The sequence below is a fragment of the Streptococcus sp. 1001283B150225_161107_H12 genome (assembly GCF_015552665.1).
GTDB lineage: Bacteria > Bacillota > Bacilli > Lactobacillales > Streptococcaceae > Streptococcus.
In genome coordinates this window covers 188249-208603 of record NZ_JADNFC010000003.1, presented here as the reverse complement: position 1 = coordinate 208603, position 20355 = coordinate 188249, and the positions used below count along the sequence as shown (strand labels likewise).

Below are 20355 nucleotides of genomic sequence, written 5' to 3'. Positions count from 1 at the left end.
ATCAGAAAGCAAGAGGAAAGAAAAGGCGAGAAGGAGGAAGAGGGAGGGAGGAACAAGACGCTGAAACCCGCTCTAGTGTGGACTAGATGGCAACCTTAAAGAAAGCTAAAAGCATCCTTTCTTGCGAAGGTCTTTCTTGTCTAGACGTTAGGAAGGTGATAAAATAGGGACTATGAACAAATTAAAAGAATTAATGGAGGGAATGATTCGTCATTTCCAAAGAGAAAAAAAACCAACGAAAATTGCGGAAGAGGTTGAGTTATCAACAGACGGGGAGGAGCAAGCTCCAACCTATAGCCGCTTGGACAAGTCACGGAGAAAATCTCACTCCCAACATCCGATCAGACGCTTTTGGCGCAAGTATCACTTGACCAAGATCTTCTTACTGATTGGCCTGACCTTTAGTCTCGTCGTCGGAGGTTATCTTTTTTACATAGCCAAGACAACCAATGTAGCAGATCTGCAAAATGCCCTCAAGGCGACTACGATCATCTATGATAAAGATGGGAACCAAGCCGGTAGCCTAACGGGGCAAAAAGGGACCTACGTTGAGTTAGATGCCATTAGTGAAAACTTGCAAAATGCAGTTGTTGCGACGGAAGACCGGAGTTTCTACAAAAATAGTGGGATTAACTACGGTCGTTTCTTCCTGGCAATTTTGACTGCCGGTCGCTCTGGTGGGGGATCGACGATTACCCAACAGTTGGCCAAAAATGCCTATCTTTCTCAGGATCAGACGGTTGAACGGAAGGCCAAGGAGTTCTTCCTAGCCCTCGAGATTAACAAAAAATATAGTAAGAAAGAAATCCTGACCATGTACCTCAATAATGCCTATTTTGGGAATGGGGTTTGGGGGATTGAAGATGCTTCTAAGAAGTATTTCGGTGTATCCGCTAGTGAGTTGACTTTGGATCAGTCAGCTGTCCTTGCCGGTATGCTCAAGGGGCCAGAAATTTATAATCCACTTTATTCTGTCGAGAATGCGACCAATCGTCGTAATACGGTCCTACAAAATATGGTCGCAGCTGGTTATATCGATCAAGCCACAGCAGATCAATCCGCCGCAGTCGACATTCATGGCCAACTGATTGATGCCTATGAAGGCAAGTCAGAAGATTATCGCTACCCGTCCTATTTTGATGCGGTTATCAATGAGGCTGTCAACGAATATGGTCTAACAGAAGAAGATATCATCAAGAATGGTTACCGGATCTACACAGAGATGGACCAGAATTACCAAGCCAGCATGCAGGTCATCTACGACAATGTAGATCTCTTCCCAGTTGCCGAAGATGGCACGCGGGCAGAATCTGGTAGTGTAGCCCTGGATCCTAAGACCGGAGGAGTGCGGGCGATCGTTGGACGCGTGGCTAGTGACCAAGATGTTGGCTTCAGAAGTTACAACTATGCGACTCAATCTGCGAGAAGTCCTGGTTCTACCATTAAACCTCTCGTCGTGTATAGTCCAGCTGTTGCTAACGGCTGGTCGACCAACAAAGAATTGGACAATACGACTAAGGTCTACGGCAGTTATACAGTCGATAACTACGGCGGCATTCAAGGTAGCCCGACCGTACCTATGTACCAAGCCTTGGCAGAATCTCTCAACCTGCCAGCTGTAGCGACAGCCAATGAGTTGGGGCTCAATACTGTCTTTGATTACGGGACAAAATTTGGTCTCAATATGGACAAGGTGGACAGATCTCTCGGAGTTGCCCTCGGATCTGGTGTGACGACCAACCCTCTTCAAATGGCTCAGGCCTATGGAACCTTTGCCAACGATGGAGTGATGAACGATGCCCATCTTATTACGAAGATTGAAAATGCTAGTGGTCAGGTGGTGAAAAGTCACAGCCAGAAATCGAAACGAGTGCTCAGCAGCTCAGCCAATAAGAAGATGACCAATATGATGTTGGGAACCTTTACCAACGGAACGGGTGTCAACGCAGCACCGTATGGTTATACCATGGCTGGTAAAACAGGAACGACTGAAACGGACTTCAACCCCGATCTTTCCGGAGACCAGTGGGTCATCGGCTACACGCCAGATGTGGTCATTAGTCAGTGGCTAGGTTTCCCTAAGACGGATGAAACCCACTATTTGACAGGGACTAGTGCAGAGACAGCCTCAGTGATCTTCCGAAATGTAGCCAATAGCGTCCTGCCTTATACAGAAGGAACTGGCTTTGATAATGAGGAAAATTCTTACCAGGAAAATGGCATTGCCCCTGTCGGTCAAGAAACAGAAACAGAGACTCCAGAAGAGGACAAGGGCTTCTTTGATACAGTCAAAGAACGCGCTGCAGGTATCGTAGACGATGCCAAGAAAGCCATCGATGAAGCAGATATTCCTGGAAAAGCACAAAATGCCTGGGATACTTTCAAAGGTTGGTTTGGATTCTAAAAATAGATGCTTAAAAGATGGTAAGGTTCTTTCCATTCACAGTCTTCTTAGAAACTTTCCTTAGGTGAGTACGGACGTCAGCGAACTTCGAAGAAGTTCCATGACTAATTATTGAGCCTAAGGTCTCAATAATTCCGAGTGCTTGAAACGTAATGTTTCAAGCACTTTTCTCACGGTGGAAAGTTTCAAGATAGAGTTGAACAACTCCATAAAAAAGAAAACATATTTATTGAATACCTCCAGCCATTATAAAGCTTAGATCACTGTAGATAGGATGCTAAAAAAGCCTTCAGATGATGATCTGAAAGGCTTTTGTTTTTAGTTTCATTACAAGTCTTCGTCGGAGACGCTGAAGGTATCTCCGTGTTCAAAGTCACCGTATTGGTAACCACGTTTGAACCAGCGCATGCGTTGTTCAGAAGTCCCGTGGGTGAAGCTATCAGGGACGGAGTAGCCATAGGCTTGTTCTTGAAGGGTATCATCTCCCACGGCATGGGCAGCATTGAGCGCTTCTTCGATATCTCCCGTCTCCATGAGGCCTTGCTCTTCAATGTAGCGAGCCCACATACCCGCATAGTAGTCAGCTTGAAGTTCCAAACGGACATTGAGGGCATTTTTTTCTGTCTCGCTTTTCCCTCGGATGGCTTTTTGGTAACTCTGAAGAGTCCCCAATTCGTTTTGGATATGGTGGCCGACTTCGTGAGCGATGACATAAGCCATGGCAAAATCTCCGCTAGCCTTGTATTTGGTGGTCAACTCTTTGTAGAAGCTGATGTCTAAATAGATTTTTTGGTCTGTCGGACAATAGAAAGGGCCGGCAGATGCTTGGCCTACGCCACAGCCAGTTCGAGTTTGACCCGTATAGAAAACCAAGGTTGGCTTGTGATAGGTTCGGCCTTCATTTTGGAAGGTTTGCCCCCAGAAATCCTCAGTAGTTCCAAGGACTTGACTGACGAATTTGCTATCTCCGTCACTTACCTGGGTATTGCTTTGGCGCGTGACTTGTCCTGAGTTATAGTTCTGCGTGCTTTGACCTTGGTCAAAGAGCCCGCTTAATCCAGCTCCCCCGCTCAAAAAGATGAGGACCAGGATCAAGATGAGTTTGCTCTTAAAGCTTCCAGGCGAGAGGAGGATCTGTAAAAGACCACCCCCTAAATTCCCACCAGACCGGCCTGATGAGTAGCTTCCGCCGCTTTGTCCGCGACGGTCTTCAATATTTTTACTTTCTTTCAGATGATCGCTTTTCATAATTTCTCCTTTATCCTCTATATTGTACCAAATCGTGGAGAAAAGCCAAACAAAATGCGCTCCCAGAGAGCAGAAGAACTTGTCAAAAAGTGGAAAACTTGCTATAATGGTGTGAATGGAGGCGTTATGGCATTAAAAAAAGCAAGTCTAGCGTGTACGGTTTGTGGGTCACGCAACTACTCAATCAAGTTGAGTGCGACGCCAAAACCAAAACGTCTAGAAGTTAACAAGTTTTGTAAACATTGTAGCAAATATACAATTCATAAAGAAACCAGATAGGAGATTGTTGTGAAATTTTTTAAAGATATTTTTGTCTTGCTGAAAAACACGACTTGGCCTACTCGTAAAGAAAGATGGAAAAACTTTATCTCTGTGATTGAGTACACAGCTTTCTTCGTGGTCTTGATTTATTTGTTTGACCAAGTAGTGGCTAAAGGTATTTTGAAGCTGATCGATATGTTCTAAAAAAGAAATAAATCTGCGTCCCATGTGGATGCTTTTTTTCTTGCCTTTAGGAAGAAAAACGATAGAAACTTCTTTGCTTTCTCCGGTTTTATGTTATAATGGAGCTAGGAAAACAAGAGCCAGAAGGCTTTTTTTAGTATCGTGATGAAACGATCCCCTTCTGGTAGATAAGAAAGGAAACAAAAATGGATAGTTTTGACAAAGGCTGGTTTGTCCTACAGACCTACTCAGGATATGAAAACAAAGTGAAGGAAAACCTTCTTCAACGCGCACAAACATATAACATGTTGGAAAACATCTTGCGTGTGGAAATCCCAACTCAAACTGTGCAAATCGAGAAGAACGGGAAGACAAAAGAAATCGAAGAAAATCGCTTCCCTGGTTATGTCTTGGTAGAAATGGTCATGACCGATGAAGCTTGGTTTGTCGTTCGGAATACACCAAACGTTACTGGATTTGTGGGATCTCACGGGAACCGTTCAAAACCAACTCCACTTTTGGAAGATGAAATCCGCAACATCTTGATTTCGATGGGACAAACAGTTCAAGATTTCAACATTGATGTGAAGGTTGGAGATACTGTACGCATTATCGATGGGGCCTTTGCAGACTACACTGGTAAGATCACAGAAATCGATAACAACAAGGTGAAAATGATCATCACCATGTTTGGAAATGACACTGTGGCAGAAGTCAACCTCAATCAAATCGCAGAATTGTAATAGAGGAAAAAAGGGGCCTTCCCCTTGATAGAAAGAAATCCTCCAAGACGCTGGTCTTGGAGGATTTGTGTTTGTTGAAAAGAGATTTTTATGCAGGTTCAGAGACTTGGAAGACTGTTTCTTTGTCAAAACCGACAGAGTAGTCCTTCCCGTCTTCACCTTTCCAAGTAAAGATAGTCGCGTAGCCAAAGACGAAAACAGTTTCTGGACGGCCGCGTTTTTCAATGACTTCTTTAGCTGTCATTCCAGGTTGAATATCCTTGAGATTCGTAACCCTTTTAGAGTTAGGCAAGGTGGCAATTTTGTTAGTAGCTTGGCCTTTTTCATTAAAACTAATCATGATACCACTGCCCTCCCCATGCCAGTAACCACTATTATAAGAAGTGGAATCAGTAGGGCCTAACTTGCTGATGGCTTCATCTTTTGTAGTAGGGGCAAGGGCTTCATTCCCGACAAGGATTTCCACTTTAATCTCTTTGAAGGCAGCCCATTTTGGCATTTCAGGGATATCCCCGATAGCTTCCAGTGACTCTCCTTGGTCCATCAAGCTCATTGTATAGTTAGGATCCTCGCGCGTGTTAGAGTCTGACGAGCTATAAGAATCATCCTTATCGAAGCCTGATGAAAAATCCTTTTTGCTGGTTGACTTTTTAGAATATGAACTTTTAGAACTCTTAGAGCTTTTAGAGGTTTTTTTAGAGCTGCTCACAAGAGGTTTTCTTTGGTGAGTCTCTGGTGCAGCAGGTTGGCAAGCAGCCAGCATGGCCAATGAGAGGATGCTGAGAGCATATAAGGTAACTTTTTTCATTATCATCTTTTCCTTTCATGAGTGGAGAACAGAATCGCTCGCAAAGGAGCGCTGATGCAGTTCAATCAAGTGATGGTATCAAAAAAGCCCATTGCTGGGCTCATTGATATTTGTTTGTGAAGGCGGTAGACGGATTTGAACCGACGATCAAGCTTTTGCAGAGCCGTGCCTTACCACTTGGCTATACCGCCACAACATATTCTATTTTATCTTAAAAATCAGATAAGGTCAAGAAAAAATTTTGGACAAAAGGCTTATAAAAGGGAAAGAATGAGAATCGAGCAGAAAAACATAAAGGAAGGAGGGAGAGCCCTGAAGAAAAGCAGGAAAGTCTAGGAATTTCTCTCAAATGACTTGCAAAAAGCTTCTAAATCTGCTATACTGATAAAGTTGCGTAAAGCAATAAATACTCATCCCGGAACCATTGTGGCACCGTTGCCCTTGTGGTCGTGTTGCAAGCTGACGTCTGGGAGAGGAGAAAAAAACAAAAAGGAGAACTTACTCATGGCAGTAATTTCAATGAAACAACTTCTTGAGGCTGGTGTACACTTCGGTCACCAAACTCGTCGCTGGAACCCTAAGATGGCTAAGTACATCTTCACTGAGCGTAACGGAATCCACGTTATCGACTTGCAACAAACTGTAAAATACGCTGACCAAGCATATGACTTCATGCGTGAAGCTGCTGCAAACGACGCAGTTGTATTGTTTGTTGGTACTAAGAAACAAGCTGCTGAAGCTGTTGCTGAAGAAGCTGTTCGTTCAGGTCAATACTACATCAACCACCGTTGGTTGGGTGGTACCCTTACTAACTGGGGAACAATCCAAAAACGTATCGCTCGTTTGAAAGAAATCAAACGCATGGAAGAAGAAGGAATCTTCGACGTTCTTCCTAAGAAAGAAGTTGCACTTCTTAACAAACAACGCGCTCGTCTTGAAAAATTCTTGGGTGGTATCGAAGATATGCCTCGTATCCCAGACGTAATGTATGTTGTGGATCCACACAAAGAGCAAATCGCTGTTAAAGAAGCTAAGAAATTGGGTATCCCAGTTGTAGCGATGGTCGACACAAACACTGACCCAGACGATATCGATGTAATCATCCCAGCTAACGATGACGCTATCCGCGCTGTTAAATTGATCACTGCGAAAATGGCTGACGCTGTTATCGAAGGACGTCAAGGTGAAGATGCAGTTGCATCAGTTGAAGCTGAATTGGCAGCAACTGAAACTCAAGCAGATTCAATCGAAGAAATCGTTGAAGTTGTAGAAGGCGACAACGCTTAATTATCACAATCGTAATTACCTAGGAGGGCGGGGCTTAGCCCGGCTCTCCTATTTTTAAAAAAATATAGGAGAAACAAAATGGCAGAAATTACAGCTAAACTTGTTAAGGAGTTGCGTGAAAAATCTGGTGCTGGTGTCATGGACGCTAAGAAAGCCTTGGTTGAGGTTGAAGGTGACATCGAAAAAGCGATCGAATTGCTTCGCGAAAAAGGTATGGCTAAAGCAGCTAAGAAAGCTGACCGTGTTGCCGCTGAAGGTTTGACTGGTGTTTATGTGAACGGTAACGTTGCAGCAGTAGTTGAAGTAAATGCTGAAACTGACTTCGTTGCGAAAAACGCTCAATTCGTTGAATTGGTAAATGCAACTGCGAAAGTCATCGCTGAAGGTAAACCAGCTAACAACGAAGAAGCTCTTGCTTTGACAATGCCTTCAGGTGAAACTCTTGAAGCAGCATACGTATCTGCAACTGCTACAATCGGAGAAAAAATCTCATTCCGTCGTTTTGCTTTGCTTGAAAAAACAGATGCACAACACTTCGGTGCTTACCAACACAACGGTGGACGTATCGGTGTTATCTCTGTTGTCGAAGGTGGAGACGAAGCACTTGCTAAACAAATCTCAATGCACATCGCTGCAATGAAACCAACTGTTCTTTCATACAAAGAATTGGATGAACAATTCGTGAAAGATGAATTGGCACAATTGAACCACGTCATCGACCAAGATAACGAAAGCCGTGCAATGGTTGGTAAACCAGCTCTTCCACACTTGAAGTATGGTTCTAAAGCTCAATTGACTGACGAAGTGGTTGCTCAAGCTGAAGAAGATATCAAAGCTGAATTGGCAGCTGAAGGTAAACCAGAAAAAATCTGGGATAAAATCATCCCAGGTAAAATGGATCGCTTCTTCTTGGACAACACGAAAGTTGACCAAGCCTACACTCTTCTTGCACAAGTTTACATCATGGATGACAGCAAGACAGTGGAAGCTTACCTTGAATCAGTAAATGCTTCAGTTGTTGAATTCGTTCGCTTTGAAGTTGGTGAAGGTATTGAAAAAGCTTCAAATGACTTTGAAGCAGAAGTTGCAGCTACAATGGCAGCAGCTCTTAACAACTAAGAATAAAAAATAAGAGGTTTCGCTGGAAACCTCTTTTTTGTAAGATAAAGTGATCTAGCTATTTTATGTAAAAAATAGGTTGTCTACATACTAAGAGGACTGAAACAGATGTTTCAGTCCTTTTAGTGATTAATGCGCAAAGGTATCCAGTCCAAAGAGGAGCGAGAGAAATCCCATGATGAGACCTGCTAGGACAACTCCCAGCATAACAGCAAGGACGCTCCGTTTGAAGTCCCAGTCTAGAATAGAGGCGGCGAGGGTTCCAGTCCAGGCTCCAGTTCCTGGTAAGGGAATACCGACGAATAGGAGTAGGGCCCAAAAGATTCCCTTATCCCCTGCAGCTTCTTCTAGTTTTTGTCCTCCACGATGTCCCTTGTTGAGACACCAGGTAAAGAAATTCCCTATAACAGGCTTTTCTTTCCCCCACTCCAGGATATGGCGAGCGAAAAAGAAAATAATAGGGACAGGAAGCATGTTGCCAACGACCCCAATCAGGAGGGCTTGCCAAAGAGGAATTCCGCTAGAGATGGCGTAGGGAACAGCTCCACGAAGTTCTACCAGAGGAATCATGGAAATCAAAAAAGTAATAATGTAGTTCATGTGTCATCCTTTCAATTCATCCTTTTCATTCTACCTTATCTCCGCTGGAATGACAACTGTTTCAAACAGGAGAATTCCTTTTGAAGGCATGTGAATAGAGGGAGCTCGAATCCTTTGTATTAAATTGGGATCATCCTCACGATTTCTTTCTCAAGTTCTCGTATATGAAAGAAGTGTTATTATAGATTAATTCTCCAGACAAGGCTATTTTTGCTAATAAAAATCAGTTCGACAAAGTATAGTTCTTTTAGTACAAACTATATATTCTTAGCTAGCTCTCTTGTTTAAGCCTCAACTTTTGGTATAGTTAAAATGTAGAGTTTCTTTTTTTGCAAACGCATTTTAGAAAGCGCTTACATTGTTAAAAATCCCAAGAGGAGGTTAAATATGGGAAAGTCTTTTTTTGAAAAGCGCAGTGTATTTAGTATTCGCAAGCTCGCGGTTGGAGCTTGTTCTGTATTAATCGGTGTATCTTTTTTTGGAGCTCCATCTGTCTTAGCTGAAGAAGAAGGAAGAGCTGTAACAGAAGAGGAGATGACAGCCACAAGGGAAGCGTCAGAGGTGACGAATGGAGAAGTTGGGACAAGTGATAAAGCTTCAACAACCTTAGAGGCACCTGCTGTGATTACCCCTGAAAGAAATGAGAGCGAAATCGAAAAGCCACAGGGGGAACCTCAAACAAGTGAACGTTCTGCTGGGGCTACTGAAGAGGCTACCAAGGATCAAAAACAAGTAGCGGAGGACATGGTGCAAGATCGCGAACGAGACTTTAACAAGGACTGGTATTTCAAGTTAAACGCAGCTCCTGGTGCAGAAGGGCGTCAAGTGGATGTCAAGGATTGGAAAAAATTAGATCTTCCTCATGACTGGTCTATTTTCTTTGATTTCGATCACAACTCTCCTGCTCAAAATGAAGGGGGGCAATTAAATGGAGGGGATGCTTGGTATCGCAAGACCTTCCGTTTGGAAGACAAGGACCTCGATAAGAAGGTGCGTTTGGAATTTGGTGGAGTTTACATGGATTCCAAAGTCTATGTAAACGGACAATTTGTGGGTCATTATCCAAATGGCTACAATGCCTTTTCTTATGATATTACTCCTTATTTGAATGCGGATGGAAGTGAAAACACCATCGCGGTTCATGTGGTCAACCAACAGCCAAGTAGTCGTTGGTATTCTGGAAGTGGGATTTATCGTGATGTCAAACTCAGTGTGACGGATAAGGTCCATGTAGCTAAGTATGGGACCACCATCACGAGTCCAAAATTAGAAGAACAACAGAATGGGGCAGTCGATACTCTTGTGAAGAGTCGTATTGTCAACCAAGATGATCAAGCCCACAGTGTGTATGCGGAATACGAAATCGTCGATCAAAATGGTCAAGTGGTCAGTGAAAAGGTGCGCAGTGAAGTGCAATCCGTTTTGGCTGGTCAAGAGATCAACCTGTCTCATACTCTTCATGTTGAAAAACCGACCCTCTGGGATGTCAAAACCAATAACCCAGCCCTTTATACTCTGTATACACGGGTCTATCGGGATTCGCAATTGGTCGATGTGCAAAAGGAACGCTTTGGTTATCGCTATCTCAACTGGACACCAGAAGGTGGCTTCTTCCTTAACGGAGCGGCTACGAAATTCCATGGTGTTTCCCTTCACCATGACCATGGAGCCCTCGGAGCTGAGGAAAATTACAAGGCTGAATACCGCCGTCTCAAACAGATGAAGGACATGGGGGTCAATGCCATCCGGACGACCCACAACCCAGCGAGTGAACAAACCCTGCAAATTGCGGCCGAGTTGGGCTTGATGGTCCAAGAAGAAGCCTTTGATACCTGGTATGGTGGCAAAAAGCAATACGATTACGGTCGATTCTTTGAAAAGGATGCAACACATCCAGAAGCTCGTAAAGGGGATAAGTGGTCTGACTATGACCTTCGGACCATGGTAGAGCGAGGCAAGAACAATCCTTCCATTGTGATGTGGTCAATCGGTAACGAAGTCGGTGAAGCAGATGGATCTGATAAGTCTGTCGCAACCGTTCGTCGTCTGGTCAAGACCATCAAGGAAGTGGATGCAACCCGCTATGTCACCATGGGAGCTGATAAATTCCGCTTTGGTGATGGATCAGGAGGGCATGAAAAGGTAGCGGCAGAGCTCGATGCAGTTGGATTTAACTATTCAGAGGCCAACTATGAAAGCCTACGCGCTAAACACCCAAACTGGCTCATTTATGGTTCTGAAACCTCTTCTGCAACGCGGACACGGGGCTCTTACTATCATCCTGAAAGAGAATGGGTCGGAAGCAACCAAGAAGACCGCCACTATGAACAATCTGACTACGGCAATGACCGGGTTGGTTGGGGTCGGACAGCGACAGCCTCTTGGACCTTTGACCGCGATCATGCCGGCTATGCAGGGCAATTTATCTGGACAGGTACCGACTATATCGGTGAGCCAACACCATGGCACAACCAAAATGACACACCTGTGAAAAGTTCTTATTTCGGTATTGTCGATACTGCCGGTCTTCCGAAGAATGATTTTTACCTCTACCAAAGTCAATGGTTGTCAGCTGAGAAACATCCAATGGTCCATCTCTTACCGCATTGGAACTGGGAAAATCCAGAATTAGCCAATCGTGTCATGGATGAAGAAGGCCGGATCCCTGTTCAGACCTTCTCCAATGCCCACAGTGTGGAATTGATTGTCAATGGGGAATCACAAGGGGTCAAGACCTTTACCAAGAAGACCACAGCAGATGGCCGGACCTACCAAGAAGGGGCAAATCCGGATGAACTCTATCTAGAGTGGTTGGTTCCTTATGTGCCAGGTAAGGTGGAAGCTATTGCCCGCAACGAAGCAGGCGAAGTGATTGCCCGCGATCAAATCGAAACAGCTGGGAAGCCAGCCGGTGTTCGCCTGCTGAAAGAAGAACACGCCATTGCAGCAGACGGCAAGGATCTGACCTATATTACCTATGAAATCGTCGATGAAGCAGGTCGTGTCGTTCCAACTGCCAATAATTTGGTGCATTTCCATTTGCATGGACAAGGCCAAATTGTCGGCGTCGACAACGGGGAACAAGCCAGCCGGGAACGCTACAAAGCGCAGGAAGATGGCTCATGGCAACGTCGGGCCTTCAACGGCAAAGGGGTTGTCATTGTCAAATCGACTGAGCAGGCGGGTGCCTTTACCCTGTATGCAGACTCAGACCGCTTGCAGTCAGACCAAGTCAGCCTCTTTACTGGTAAGAAGGACCAGGAAGAACGCTCTGTCTTGGGGGTCGAACCGGTTCGAACTCAAGTGTACTTGGGACAAAATCCTGAACTTCCAAGTCACGTATCTGTTGTTTATAGTGATGGCAAGGCCCAAGAAGAAGCCGTCGAATGGGATGCAGCAGACTATAGTCGTGCTGGCCAAGTCCGGGTGACAGGTCATGTTCAAGGACGGACGGTCGAAGCTCTGGTCGATGTGATCGGTGTGGAGCAAGTCCTTCCAGTTATCAAACAAATCCCACAGGGAGCAGATCTAACGACAGTGGATAAGACAGTGCAATTGGTCTTCACAGATGGCCGGACAGTTAGCTATGAAGTTGATCAATGGACCTTGGAAGCTGGTCAAGAAGATCAGTTGTCCACACCAGGTGCTCGCTTGAAGGCGACAGGTCTCCTAGGCAATGGGGAAACGGTCCAAGCGACGCTAGTGGTTGCAGGAGGAGATGTAGCCAAGGCTAAGAAACCAACTGTGCAGCTAGATGGAGTAGCTCTTCCAAAATTTGGTAGTGGCAACCATACCATTTTCCGTTCCCTCGCTTATGGGCAAGAGCCAGGTCAAGTCACAGCAAGTGCAGAAAATGCCCAAGTGACGGTCCTACAAGCTGGCCGTGAAAATGGTTTGAAAGCTCAAATCTATGTTACCGATAAGGATACGGGAGCTGTCCAGACCTATGTAGTCCAATTCCAAGAAGAAAGTCCACAGATCCAGCGCCTAGAATTGCGTCTGCCAGAAGGGCAAGAACTCAAGGAAGACCAAACAGTACCACTTGAAGTCATTGCTCATTACCAAGATGGTAGCCAGGCAAGTCTCAAAGCAGATCAAATCGATGTGGCAACAGCAGCGGGAAGTCAAGGAAAAGCAGTCGCAACCAATAAAGGTTTGGAATTGCGAGAAGCAGGATTGGTTCATTTAGAAGCCAACTTCCAAGGAAAAACAGGGGAATTAACCTTTACCATCACGCCAAATCCTGAAGAAAAGACGGTTGTCAAGGTGCGTCCTGTACGGATTAGTACGAATCGAAATGTTTTGCCAGCTCTTCCAGAGACAGTCTTGGTCGAGTATGACAAGGGATTCCCGAAAGAAAAACGTGTGACCTGGGATGCCGTGACAGCAGATCAAGTCAAGGATTACCATAGCTTTACAGTCACAGGTCATGTAGAGGGTGTGGAAAAAGAAGCCCAAGCTCAAGTCACCGTTGAAGGCATTATCGCTGTAGAAGAAGTCAGCACGACAACGCCAGTTGGTGAAAAACCAGCCCTTCCAGAAAGCGTGCGGACTTATCACTCCAATGGCAAGACCTATGCTGCAAAGGTGGCCTGGGATGCGGTCGATCCGCAACTCTTGGCCCAAGAAGGAGAAGTTGTCCTCTCCGGCCGTGTAGAAGGAACCAACCTTCCAACCCGTCTTCATATTCGTGTTTCTAGCACCACAGTCAAGGGAGCCAATGTAGCAGAGCAATGGACAGGATCAGTCTTGCCACTCGCTTTTGCAAGTGACTCTAACGATGCGGATCCAGTTGCTAAGGTCAATGATAAGGTCATCTCCTTTACCGATGCTCCAGCTAACCGTTGGACCAACTGGGGCCGTGACAATGCGGAAGATTCTGTTGGTATCTTGTTTGGGGATTCTGGTATCTTGACCAAGCGAGCAGTGGACAACCTCCATGTTGGTTTCCATGAAGACCACGGCGTTGGGGCTCCAAGTGAATATGTGATTGAGTACTATACAGGGGAACAAATCCCAACTGTTCCAAGCAATCCAAATCGTGTTAAAGACGAAACAGACCATCCATTTAACAATCCAGCCAACTGGAAAGAAGTCAGCAACCTAACCGTTGAAGAACCGGTAGCAGCTGGCAAGATGAATCATTTCAGTTTTGATAAAGTCGACACCTATGCCGTTCGGATCCGCATGAAGACACCAGAAGGCAAACGTGGAAGCTCCATTTCAGAGATTCAGGTATTTGCCAATAAGGTTGCGGCAGAAGAAAAGAGCCAGGTGACCATTCGTGTCAACGGTGAGGTTTTGCCAGGAGTTAATCCAAGTGTGACCGATTACTACATCGATGCGCGTGATCGGGCTTATCCACAAGTGGAAGCGACAGCTAGCCATCACGGTCTTGCAACGGTTGTGCCAAGCGTCCATGAAGGTGAGCCAATCCGTGTCATCCATAAAGCAGAAGATGGTACTATCTTACAAGAATACCGCCTCCATCTCACAAGTGATGCAGAAAAACTGAAACAAGCTACCCCAGTAGCAGTAGAAGCAGGCAGACGTTTTGTGAAAGTCGGTCAAGATCTGGTTCTACCATCTACAGTAGGTGTCTACTTCAAAGGGGACACAGGTTATGAACGCAAGGAACTGACGGTGGACTGGCAGGCTATCCCAGCTGATGCACTTTCTCATGAAGGCAGCTTCACGTTAGAAGGAAAAGTCCTCGGCTATGATCTGACAGCTCATCTGACCGTCCGGGTGTCAGAAAAGACAGGAGAAATCCTCTCTGTGAACCGTGACTACAATGCAGAGGATACCAGAGCATTTGCTAGTGAAACCAACGATCTCGATCCAAATCAAATCGACTATATCGATTACATCAATGATGGTGGCTACAACGAGTACTACCGTTGGACCAACTGGAAGAGAGAGCCGGATCAAACAGAAGTGTTTGCTGGTCTCATCTTCAAGAAAAATGGTCAAGTAACAGAGCGCTTAGTCAATAAAGTAGCGGTCGACTTCTTTGCAGATCAGGAAACAGGTCTGCCAACGAAAACGGTTCTTGAACGCTACATTGGTCCAGACTTTGATGTTCCGGATGATTATGGCAATCTGAAGAATCTTCCAGATCATCCATTTAACCAGGCCTCTAACTGGGAAGAAATTCCGTATAGCTTGGATTATGCCTTTGAGCCTGGTTATATCTCTAACCTCAGCTTCAACGAAACCAGAACCAAAGCCATCCGTTTAAGAATGGTCCGTGATGAAAATCTAAAAGGAATTGGAATCGTTGAATTGAGCGCCTATGCTCCAACAGAAGAGGCCCAGGCCACAACTGATGTCACCATCCAAGTGAATGGCAAAGACCTAGAAGGTTTTAAACCAGATGTGACAGATTATCATCTAGAGTATGAGGGAGAACGTCCAATCGTTTCAGCACAAGGCAAGAATGGAACAGCCGTTACGGTCATCGATGCTAAAAGTGCCAATGCTCCGGTTCTTGTCAAGGTTGTCTCAGAAGATGGCAAGCTCGAAACAGTATATCAACTTTCTCTATCCGCAAAAGCACCTACAGGCTCAGCCATTCCTGAAGAAGGGGTCAAGAATCTGGTCCACACCAAACCAGAGTTGGTGATTGAGCCAGAAGAGATGGACTTTGAACGCTTAGAACGTCCAAATGCAGAACTTCCAAAAGGTGAGAAACGTGTGGTTCAAGAAGGTCAAAAAGGTCGCAAATTGCGCTTGGTGGAAGTCTCTCAAGAAAATGGTGTGGAAAGCCGGAAGGAACTAGATGCCTTTGTAGAGCTAGATCCAGTGGCAGAAATCACAGAGATGGACACGAAAGAAGTGCTTCCAGATACTCCACAACCAGAGCCGCAGCCAGAACCTCAGCCACAACCAGAGCCACAACCGCAACCACAGCCAGAGCCACAACCGCTTCCGAACCCAGAACATCCTCATGGCTCAGAAGGACCAGTAGCTACCTCAACTCCTCAAGCATCTCTTGAGGTCAAAGCAGTGCGTCAGGAAGAGACAGATGCAGCAGGGAAGGAAGTCGAGAAAACAGCTCAAACACTAGCAGTTTCAGCTGCTCCAGTTTCTGAAGGTAGATTACCAAATACAGGAATAGAAGAAAGCGTCGCAAGCCTCGTTGCTGGAATCCTAGCGGCAGGCCTTGCCAGTGCTGTGCTGGACGATCAGAAAAAAAGAGCCAATAAGGCCAAATAAAACAGCTAGAGAAACTAGCAAATAACGGAAAAAAGTTCACAGGTAAAAGAAGGAGGATGGGGAAGCCCCACCCTCTTTACCTGATGACATAAAGGAATGGAATATGGGAAAAAGATTATTTGATAAGAGAAATCGATTTGGCATTCGTAAACTCTCAGTAGGCGTCTGCTCGGTAGTCGTAGCGACTTGTTTTTTGGGAGTGACTACCAGTTACGCAGAGGAACAAGCTGAGAGGAGTGAGACTCGCGAAGAACGGGTTGAAACGAGCGATATAGGAGATCAAGGAAAGGAGGAGAAAACTGTGAACGAGCACCAAGAAGAATCAGAACAGTCCTCATCAGCTATTAGTGAGAAAGAAAATCGCGCAGTTAGCCAAGGGACAGAAGCAAGCCAACCAGCCACTTCTCTAGATGAGGAGCCTGAGATTGCGGATTATGGACCACTTCCAAGCAAGGCTCAGATGCAATACCACCGCGAAGAACTAGCAGCTTTCATCCACTTTGGGATGAATACTTACTATGATCGTGAGTGGGGAGATGGGCAAGAAGACCCTTATTATTTCTATCCAGAGCATCTGGATACCGATCAGTGGATCAAAACCCTGAAAGACGCGGGCTTCAAACGAACCATCATGGTCGTCAAGCACCACGATGGCTTCCTCTTGTACCCATCCAAATACACCGACCATACCATTGCCAAAAGTGGCTGGAAGGATGGAAAAGGTGATGTCCTAGCCGAGGTTTCTGCTTCTGCCAGCAAGTATGACATGGATATGGGGGTCTACCTCTCGCCTTGGGATGCTCACAGCCCACTCTACCATGTGGATACAGAGGACCAATACAACGAATACTATCTCAACCAGCTCAAAGAAATCCTTGAAGATCCAAAATATGGAAACAAGGGCAAGTTCGTAGAAGTCTGGATGGATGGAGCGCGGGGCGATGGGGCTCAAAAAGTCACTTATACCTTCGATAAGTGGTTTGATGCCATTCGTAAGGCCCAAGGGGACATTGCCATTTTCTCAGCTGAGCCGACCAATGTTCGTTGGATCGGAAATGAAAAGGGAATCGCTGGAGATCCAGTTTGGCATAAGGTCAATCCGGATAAGATTCGCAACAATCCATCGAATAGTTACCTCAATCACGGGGATCCGGAAGGGAAGCAATACTCAGTGGGAGAAGCGGATGTTTCTATTCGCTCCGGCTGGTTCTATCATGACAACCAAGAGCCTAAGTCCTTGCGCGAATTGATGGACATTTACTTCAAATCGGTCGGCCGTGGAACCCCGCTTTTACTCAATATTCCACCCAATCAAGATGGGAAATTTGCGGATGCCGATGTGGCCCGTTTGAAAGAATTCCGCCAGACCTTGGATCAACTCTACAGTGTGGACTATGCGGCAGGAGCTTTGGTCGAAGCTGACTCGACACGACGCAATGCTCATTATTCAGCCAGCCATTTGACAGATGGCGATGAAAAGACCAGTTGGGCACCTGCAGATGATGCAAAAACCGGCTCTTTTGTCCTCGATCTTGGAAAAGAGCAACACTTTGATGTAGTCGAGCTCAAGGAAACGATCGAGAAAGGCCAACGGATTTCTGGTTTCAACATTGATGTGGCTGTGAATGGTCAATGGGTTCCTTTTGGGGCTGGTTCAACCGTAGGATATCGCCGTTTGATCAAAGGGCAACCAGTTGATAGTCGCTATATCCGGGTGTCCATCACCGATGCCCAAGCTACTCCAATCTTGAACGGAGTCTCTGTCTATAAGACGCCAGCCAGCATTGAAGAAACCGATGGCTATCCGCTTGGTTTGACTTATCATTCTGACCGGACTGCTGAGCGGGCTAATGGCCAATGGAATGAAGAGGGAGAAGGCGTTCGAGGCACCTCTATGTGGACCAAGGAAAAGGGAGCTTCCGTGACCTATCAATTTGAAGGCACCAAGGCCTATGTCGTCGCAACTGTCGACCCTGGTCATGGGGAAATGGATGTCTATGTCGATGGCCAAAAACTAGCGACGGTCAATACCCAAAGCCCAAGCCGCAAACGCAGCCAAAAGGTCTATGAAACACCGGACTTGGCAGCAGGATCCCACACTTTGACCTTGGTCAATAGCAAGGGAGATGCGATCGCAACGGAAGGGATTTATGCCCTCAATAACCAAGAAAAGGGTCTCTTTGAGTTTGCTCAGCCAACCCTAGCTGTTAAGAAAGGCGACCCAGCGCAAGTCGTCGTCAAGAGAAAAGGTGGCTCTAAAGGAAGTGCCAGTCTCAAATTGATCACAGAACCAGGAACAGGAGTTCATGGCAAGGTCTACAAAGATACCAACGTCACCCTTGAGTTCGCAGATGGAGAGACGGAAAAAACAGTCCAAGTTCCAACTCTTGATTTTGCAGGAAAAGCGACTGACGTCTATGACTTTAAGGTCAAATTGCTCCATCCGGATCAAGGAAGTCTGGTCGGCTTTATTCCAGAACTGACAGTCCAAGTGATGAACGAGGACCAGCTCCCAGAAAATCGCAAAGAAGTAGATGACCAAGATCCAAAACTGCATTACAGTGAGGGTTGGCAGCACGAGACAGACAATCCAAACTTCTCAAATGGCACAGAATCTTGGTCTAGCTTTAACCAAGTGACCGATGAGGAAGGCAAGAAACACATTGAAGTGACCATTACCTTTAAGGGCACTGGTGTGGAGGTCCGAGGAGTGGTCGATCCAAGCCATGGTCTCTACAGCGTCACTCTGGATGGAAAAGAAATAGCCTTCGAAGAAGGGCGTGGTCATGATTATGAGATCGAAGGCGATCATTATTTCAGTGGCTACGGAGATCAACGCAAGCTCGACCAGAGTTTGGTCAATCTACAAGGTCTAGCAAAAGGCTACCACCAGCTACGTCTGCATCTGGATCCGTCTCTCAATGACCCTCAATCATCCAGAGCCATCCAGGTAGACCGATTTATCCTCTCAGGGAAAGATAGTCAGTTGCTCAGTCAAGAAGAGCTGCAACAGATCATCAGAGAAGGAGTAGAAAAGATCAAGGCTGCTTCTCTCGATCGCTTGAAAGCAGACCTCAAACCAACGGTTCAAGGACAATTGACGGCCTTGACTCAGTTGTTGGATCAAGAGCGGCCAGATTTGGTTGCTGCAGCTAATCAAGTGGAAGCCCTTGAAACCATCTTAGGAGATGCTCACAATTATGAACCGCTGACGCAGACACGACCAGAAGAAGGTGTTCGGGATTTGATTCTTGAAAAACCAGAACTTCTCATCGAAGCGGAGGAGATTCCATTTGAGAGTCAAACACGTGAGAACAAGGACTTGGCCAAGGGCGAAAGCCGGATCCTTCAAGCAGGGAAGGTCGGACGCCGATTGAAATTGATTGAGGTTCGACAAGAAGAAGGCAAAGAAATTCGGACAGAAGTCGATGCCTTTGTCGAAGTGGAAGCTCAGGACCAGATCACAGAAGTCGGGACGAAGGAAGTAGAAGAAGCTCCTATTATTCCGGATGTGCCGCTACCAACAAGTCCTAGTGAAGACTCACAAGAAACGAAACCGTTCCTTCCTCCAGAAGACAAAAAAGAAAGTGGAATTGCTCCAATTTTGAAACCAACGGCTTCGAAAGAGACTCCTCCTTCTCCTGTGGTAGAAGCCGTAAATCCAGACCCTGTGCAGTCCCAAGAAAAACTGCCACAGACAGGATCAGAGAAGGCAAGTTTCTTAGCTTGGATCGGACTACTCGGCTTAGGCTTCTTAGGCGGAAGAGTGAAATACGCTCGTCGGAAATCCTAAAGTCCCTTCTACAAGAGGTTAGCAATAGCTATCCTCTTTTTTTGCCTCCTTCTGGCTACCAACAAGGGTCTTCAGATTCCATCTCGACGTAGTCTTTGCTTTATTTACAGGCGTAAAAATTGTATAATAGTCAGATAAGGTCAAGAATGACATCATGGATGATGAGACCATTTTTGATCCTCTGAAAAGCAGAGAGCTTATCTAGAATGAAAAGGTTAGAAAGGAGCATCATGGCAAGTAAAAATACATCAGATAGCATTGAGGCCTATATCAAGTCGCTACTGGCCCAAGCAGGCATCGCAGAGCTCAAGAGAAGCGAATTAGCGGATGTCTTCCAAGTTGTTCCTAGTCAAATCAATTATGTGATCAAGACCCGCTTCACCGAAAGTCGAGGCTATATCGTAGAGAGCAAGCGTGGAGGTGGCGGTTATATCCGGATTGGCAAGGTCCAATTTTCAGACCAACACCAGATGCTAAAAGAGCTTGGCGCAAGCATCGGAGAACAAATCAGTCAGACTGTTTTTGGTGATATTCTCCAGATGCTATTTGAAGAAAAAGTCCTTACAAAGAGAGAAGCAGAGCTTTTGTCAGTGACGACGACAGACGAGGTCCTGGGAAGTGAAGCCCATTGCCTACGAGCCAATATCCTACGAAAAATTATCCAACAAGTCGATAGAAAGGGAATGTAATC

At 45.8% G+C, this 20355-nt stretch carries 12 protein-coding genes and 1 tRNA gene; 9 read left to right on the top strand and 4 right to left on the bottom strand.

Annotation, left to right across the window (positions count from 1 at the left end; all coding sequences use genetic code 11):
- Positions 1 to 172 precede the first annotated feature (172 nt).
- Positions 173 to 2404 carry a penicillin-binding protein PBP2A gene (gene pbp2a / locus I2C87_RS06095; protein ID WP_195324227.1) on the top strand — a complete coding sequence of 744 codons (2232 nt, stop codon included), beginning with the start codon at positions 173 to 175 and terminating at the stop codon, positions 2402 to 2404.
- A 327-nt stretch (positions 2405 to 2731) separates the two neighbouring features.
- On the opposite strand, the gene I2C87_RS06090 is transcribed toward pbp2a, so the two are convergent.
- On the bottom strand, positions 2732 to 3652 hold the full coding sequence (locus tag I2C87_RS06090; RefSeq protein WP_048716701.1) for a neutral zinc metallopeptidase: 921 nt from the start codon (positions 3650 to 3652) through the stop codon (positions 2732 to 2734).
- A gap of 126 nt (positions 3653 to 3778) precedes the next feature.
- On the opposite strand from I2C87_RS06090, the gene rpmG reads away from it, so the two are divergent.
- The 3 genes from rpmG (at position 3779) to nusG (ending at position 4839) form a co-directional block, all read left to right on the top strand.
- Positions 3779 to 3931 carry a 50S ribosomal protein L33 gene (gene rpmG, locus I2C87_RS06085; protein WP_006595433.1) on the top strand — a complete coding sequence of 51 codons (153 nt, stop codon included), beginning with the start codon at positions 3779 to 3781 and terminating at the stop codon, positions 3929 to 3931.
- Positions 3932 to 3940: 9 nt separating this feature from the next.
- Positions 3941 to 4117, top strand: coding sequence for a preprotein translocase subunit SecE (secE, locus tag I2C87_RS06080; RefSeq protein ID WP_048716699.1), 177 nt, complete (start codon positions 3941 to 3943; stop codon positions 4115 to 4117).
- Between the two features lie 185 nt (positions 4118 to 4302).
- A complete protein-coding gene (gene nusG / locus I2C87_RS06075) occupies positions 4303 to 4839 on the top strand; it encodes a transcription termination/antitermination protein NusG (RefSeq protein WP_006595435.1) in 537 nt (178 codons plus the stop codon).
- Between the two features lie 88 nt (positions 4840 to 4927).
- Here nusG and I2C87_RS06070 read toward each other — a convergent pair whose 3' ends face one another.
- Together I2C87_RS06070 and I2C87_RS06065 are read right to left on the bottom strand one after the other, a co-directional pair.
- Positions 4928 to 5647, bottom strand: a complete 720-nt coding sequence (locus I2C87_RS06070) for a hypothetical protein (RefSeq protein ID WP_195324226.1) — start codon at positions 5645 to 5647, stop codon at positions 4928 to 4930.
- Between the two features lie 120 nt (positions 5648 to 5767).
- Positions 5768 to 5838, bottom strand: a tRNA-Cys gene (locus tag I2C87_RS06065).
- 313 nt (positions 5839 to 6151) lie between these two features.
- Between I2C87_RS06065 and rpsB the strand changes: the two genes are divergently transcribed.
- Together rpsB and tsf are read left to right on the top strand one after the other, a co-directional pair.
- Positions 6152 to 6934 carry a 30S ribosomal protein S2 gene (gene rpsB / locus I2C87_RS06060; RefSeq protein ID WP_048716695.1) on the top strand — a complete coding sequence of 261 codons (783 nt, stop codon included), beginning with the start codon at positions 6152 to 6154 and terminating at the stop codon, positions 6932 to 6934.
- Positions 6935 to 7012: 78 nt separating this feature from the next.
- Positions 7013 to 8053 carry a translation elongation factor Ts gene (gene tsf, locus I2C87_RS06055; RefSeq protein WP_125335075.1) on the top strand — a complete coding sequence of 347 codons (1041 nt, stop codon included), beginning with the start codon at positions 7013 to 7015 and terminating at the stop codon, positions 8051 to 8053.
- Between the two features lie 129 nt (positions 8054 to 8182).
- Here tsf and I2C87_RS06050 read toward each other — a convergent pair whose 3' ends face one another.
- A complete protein-coding gene (locus I2C87_RS06050; protein WP_048716691.1) occupies positions 8183 to 8653 on the bottom strand; it encodes a COG2426 family protein in 471 nt (156 codons plus the stop codon).
- Positions 8654 to 9040: 387 nt separating this feature from the next.
- On the opposite strand from I2C87_RS06050, the gene I2C87_RS06045 reads away from it, so the two are divergent.
- From I2C87_RS06045 to I2C87_RS06035, 3 genes are all read left to right on the top strand, one after another.
- On the top strand, positions 9041 to 15871 hold the full coding sequence (locus I2C87_RS06045; protein ID WP_195324225.1) for an Ig-like domain-containing protein: 6831 nt from the start codon (positions 9041 to 9043) through the stop codon (positions 15869 to 15871).
- Between the two features lie 103 nt (positions 15872 to 15974).
- The gene (locus I2C87_RS06040; RefSeq protein ID WP_195324224.1) at positions 15975 to 19664 is read left to right on the top strand and encodes an alpha-L-fucosidase; all 3690 of its coding nucleotides are present in this window, start codon (positions 15975 to 15977) and stop codon (positions 19662 to 19664) included.
- Between the two features lie 230 nt (positions 19665 to 19894).
- Positions 19895 to 20353, top strand: a complete 459-nt coding sequence (locus I2C87_RS06035; RefSeq protein ID WP_195324223.1) for a CtsR family transcriptional regulator — start codon at positions 19895 to 19897, stop codon at positions 20351 to 20353.
- The last annotated feature ends 2 nt before the right edge of the window (positions 20354 to 20355 follow it).

Coding starts and splice junctions, on each gene's coding strand:
- pbp2a (WP_195324227.1), top strand. CDS start 173: ATGAACAAATTAAAAGAATTAATGGAGGGAATGATTCGTCATTTCCAA.
- I2C87_RS06090 (WP_048716701.1), bottom strand. CDS start 3,652: ATGAAAAGCGATCATCTGAAAGAAAGTAAAAATATTGAAGACCGTCGC.
- rpmG (WP_006595433.1), top strand. CDS start 3,779: ATGGCATTAAAAAAAGCAAGTCTAGCGTGTACGGTTTGTGGGTCACGC.
- nusG (WP_006595435.1), top strand. CDS start 4,303: ATGGATAGTTTTGACAAAGGCTGGTTTGTCCTACAGACCTACTCAGGA.
- I2C87_RS06070 (WP_195324226.1), bottom strand. CDS start 5,647: ATGAAAAAAGTTACCTTATATGCTCTCAGCATCCTCTCATTGGCCATG.
- rpsB (WP_048716695.1), top strand. CDS start 6,152: ATGGCAGTAATTTCAATGAAACAACTTCTTGAGGCTGGTGTACACTTC.
- tsf (WP_125335075.1), top strand. CDS start 7,013: ATGGCAGAAATTACAGCTAAACTTGTTAAGGAGTTGCGTGAAAAATCT.
- I2C87_RS06050 (WP_048716691.1), bottom strand. CDS start 8,653: ATGAACTACATTATTACTTTTTTGATTTCCATGATTCCTCTGGTAGAA.
- I2C87_RS06045 (WP_195324225.1), top strand. CDS start 9,041: ATGGGAAAGTCTTTTTTTGAAAAGCGCAGTGTATTTAGTATTCGCAAG.
- I2C87_RS06040 (WP_195324224.1), top strand. CDS start 15,975: ATGGGAAAAAGATTATTTGATAAGAGAAATCGATTTGGCATTCGTAAA.
- I2C87_RS06035 (WP_195324223.1), top strand. CDS start 19,895: ATGGCAAGTAAAAATACATCAGATAGCATTGAGGCCTATATCAAGTCG.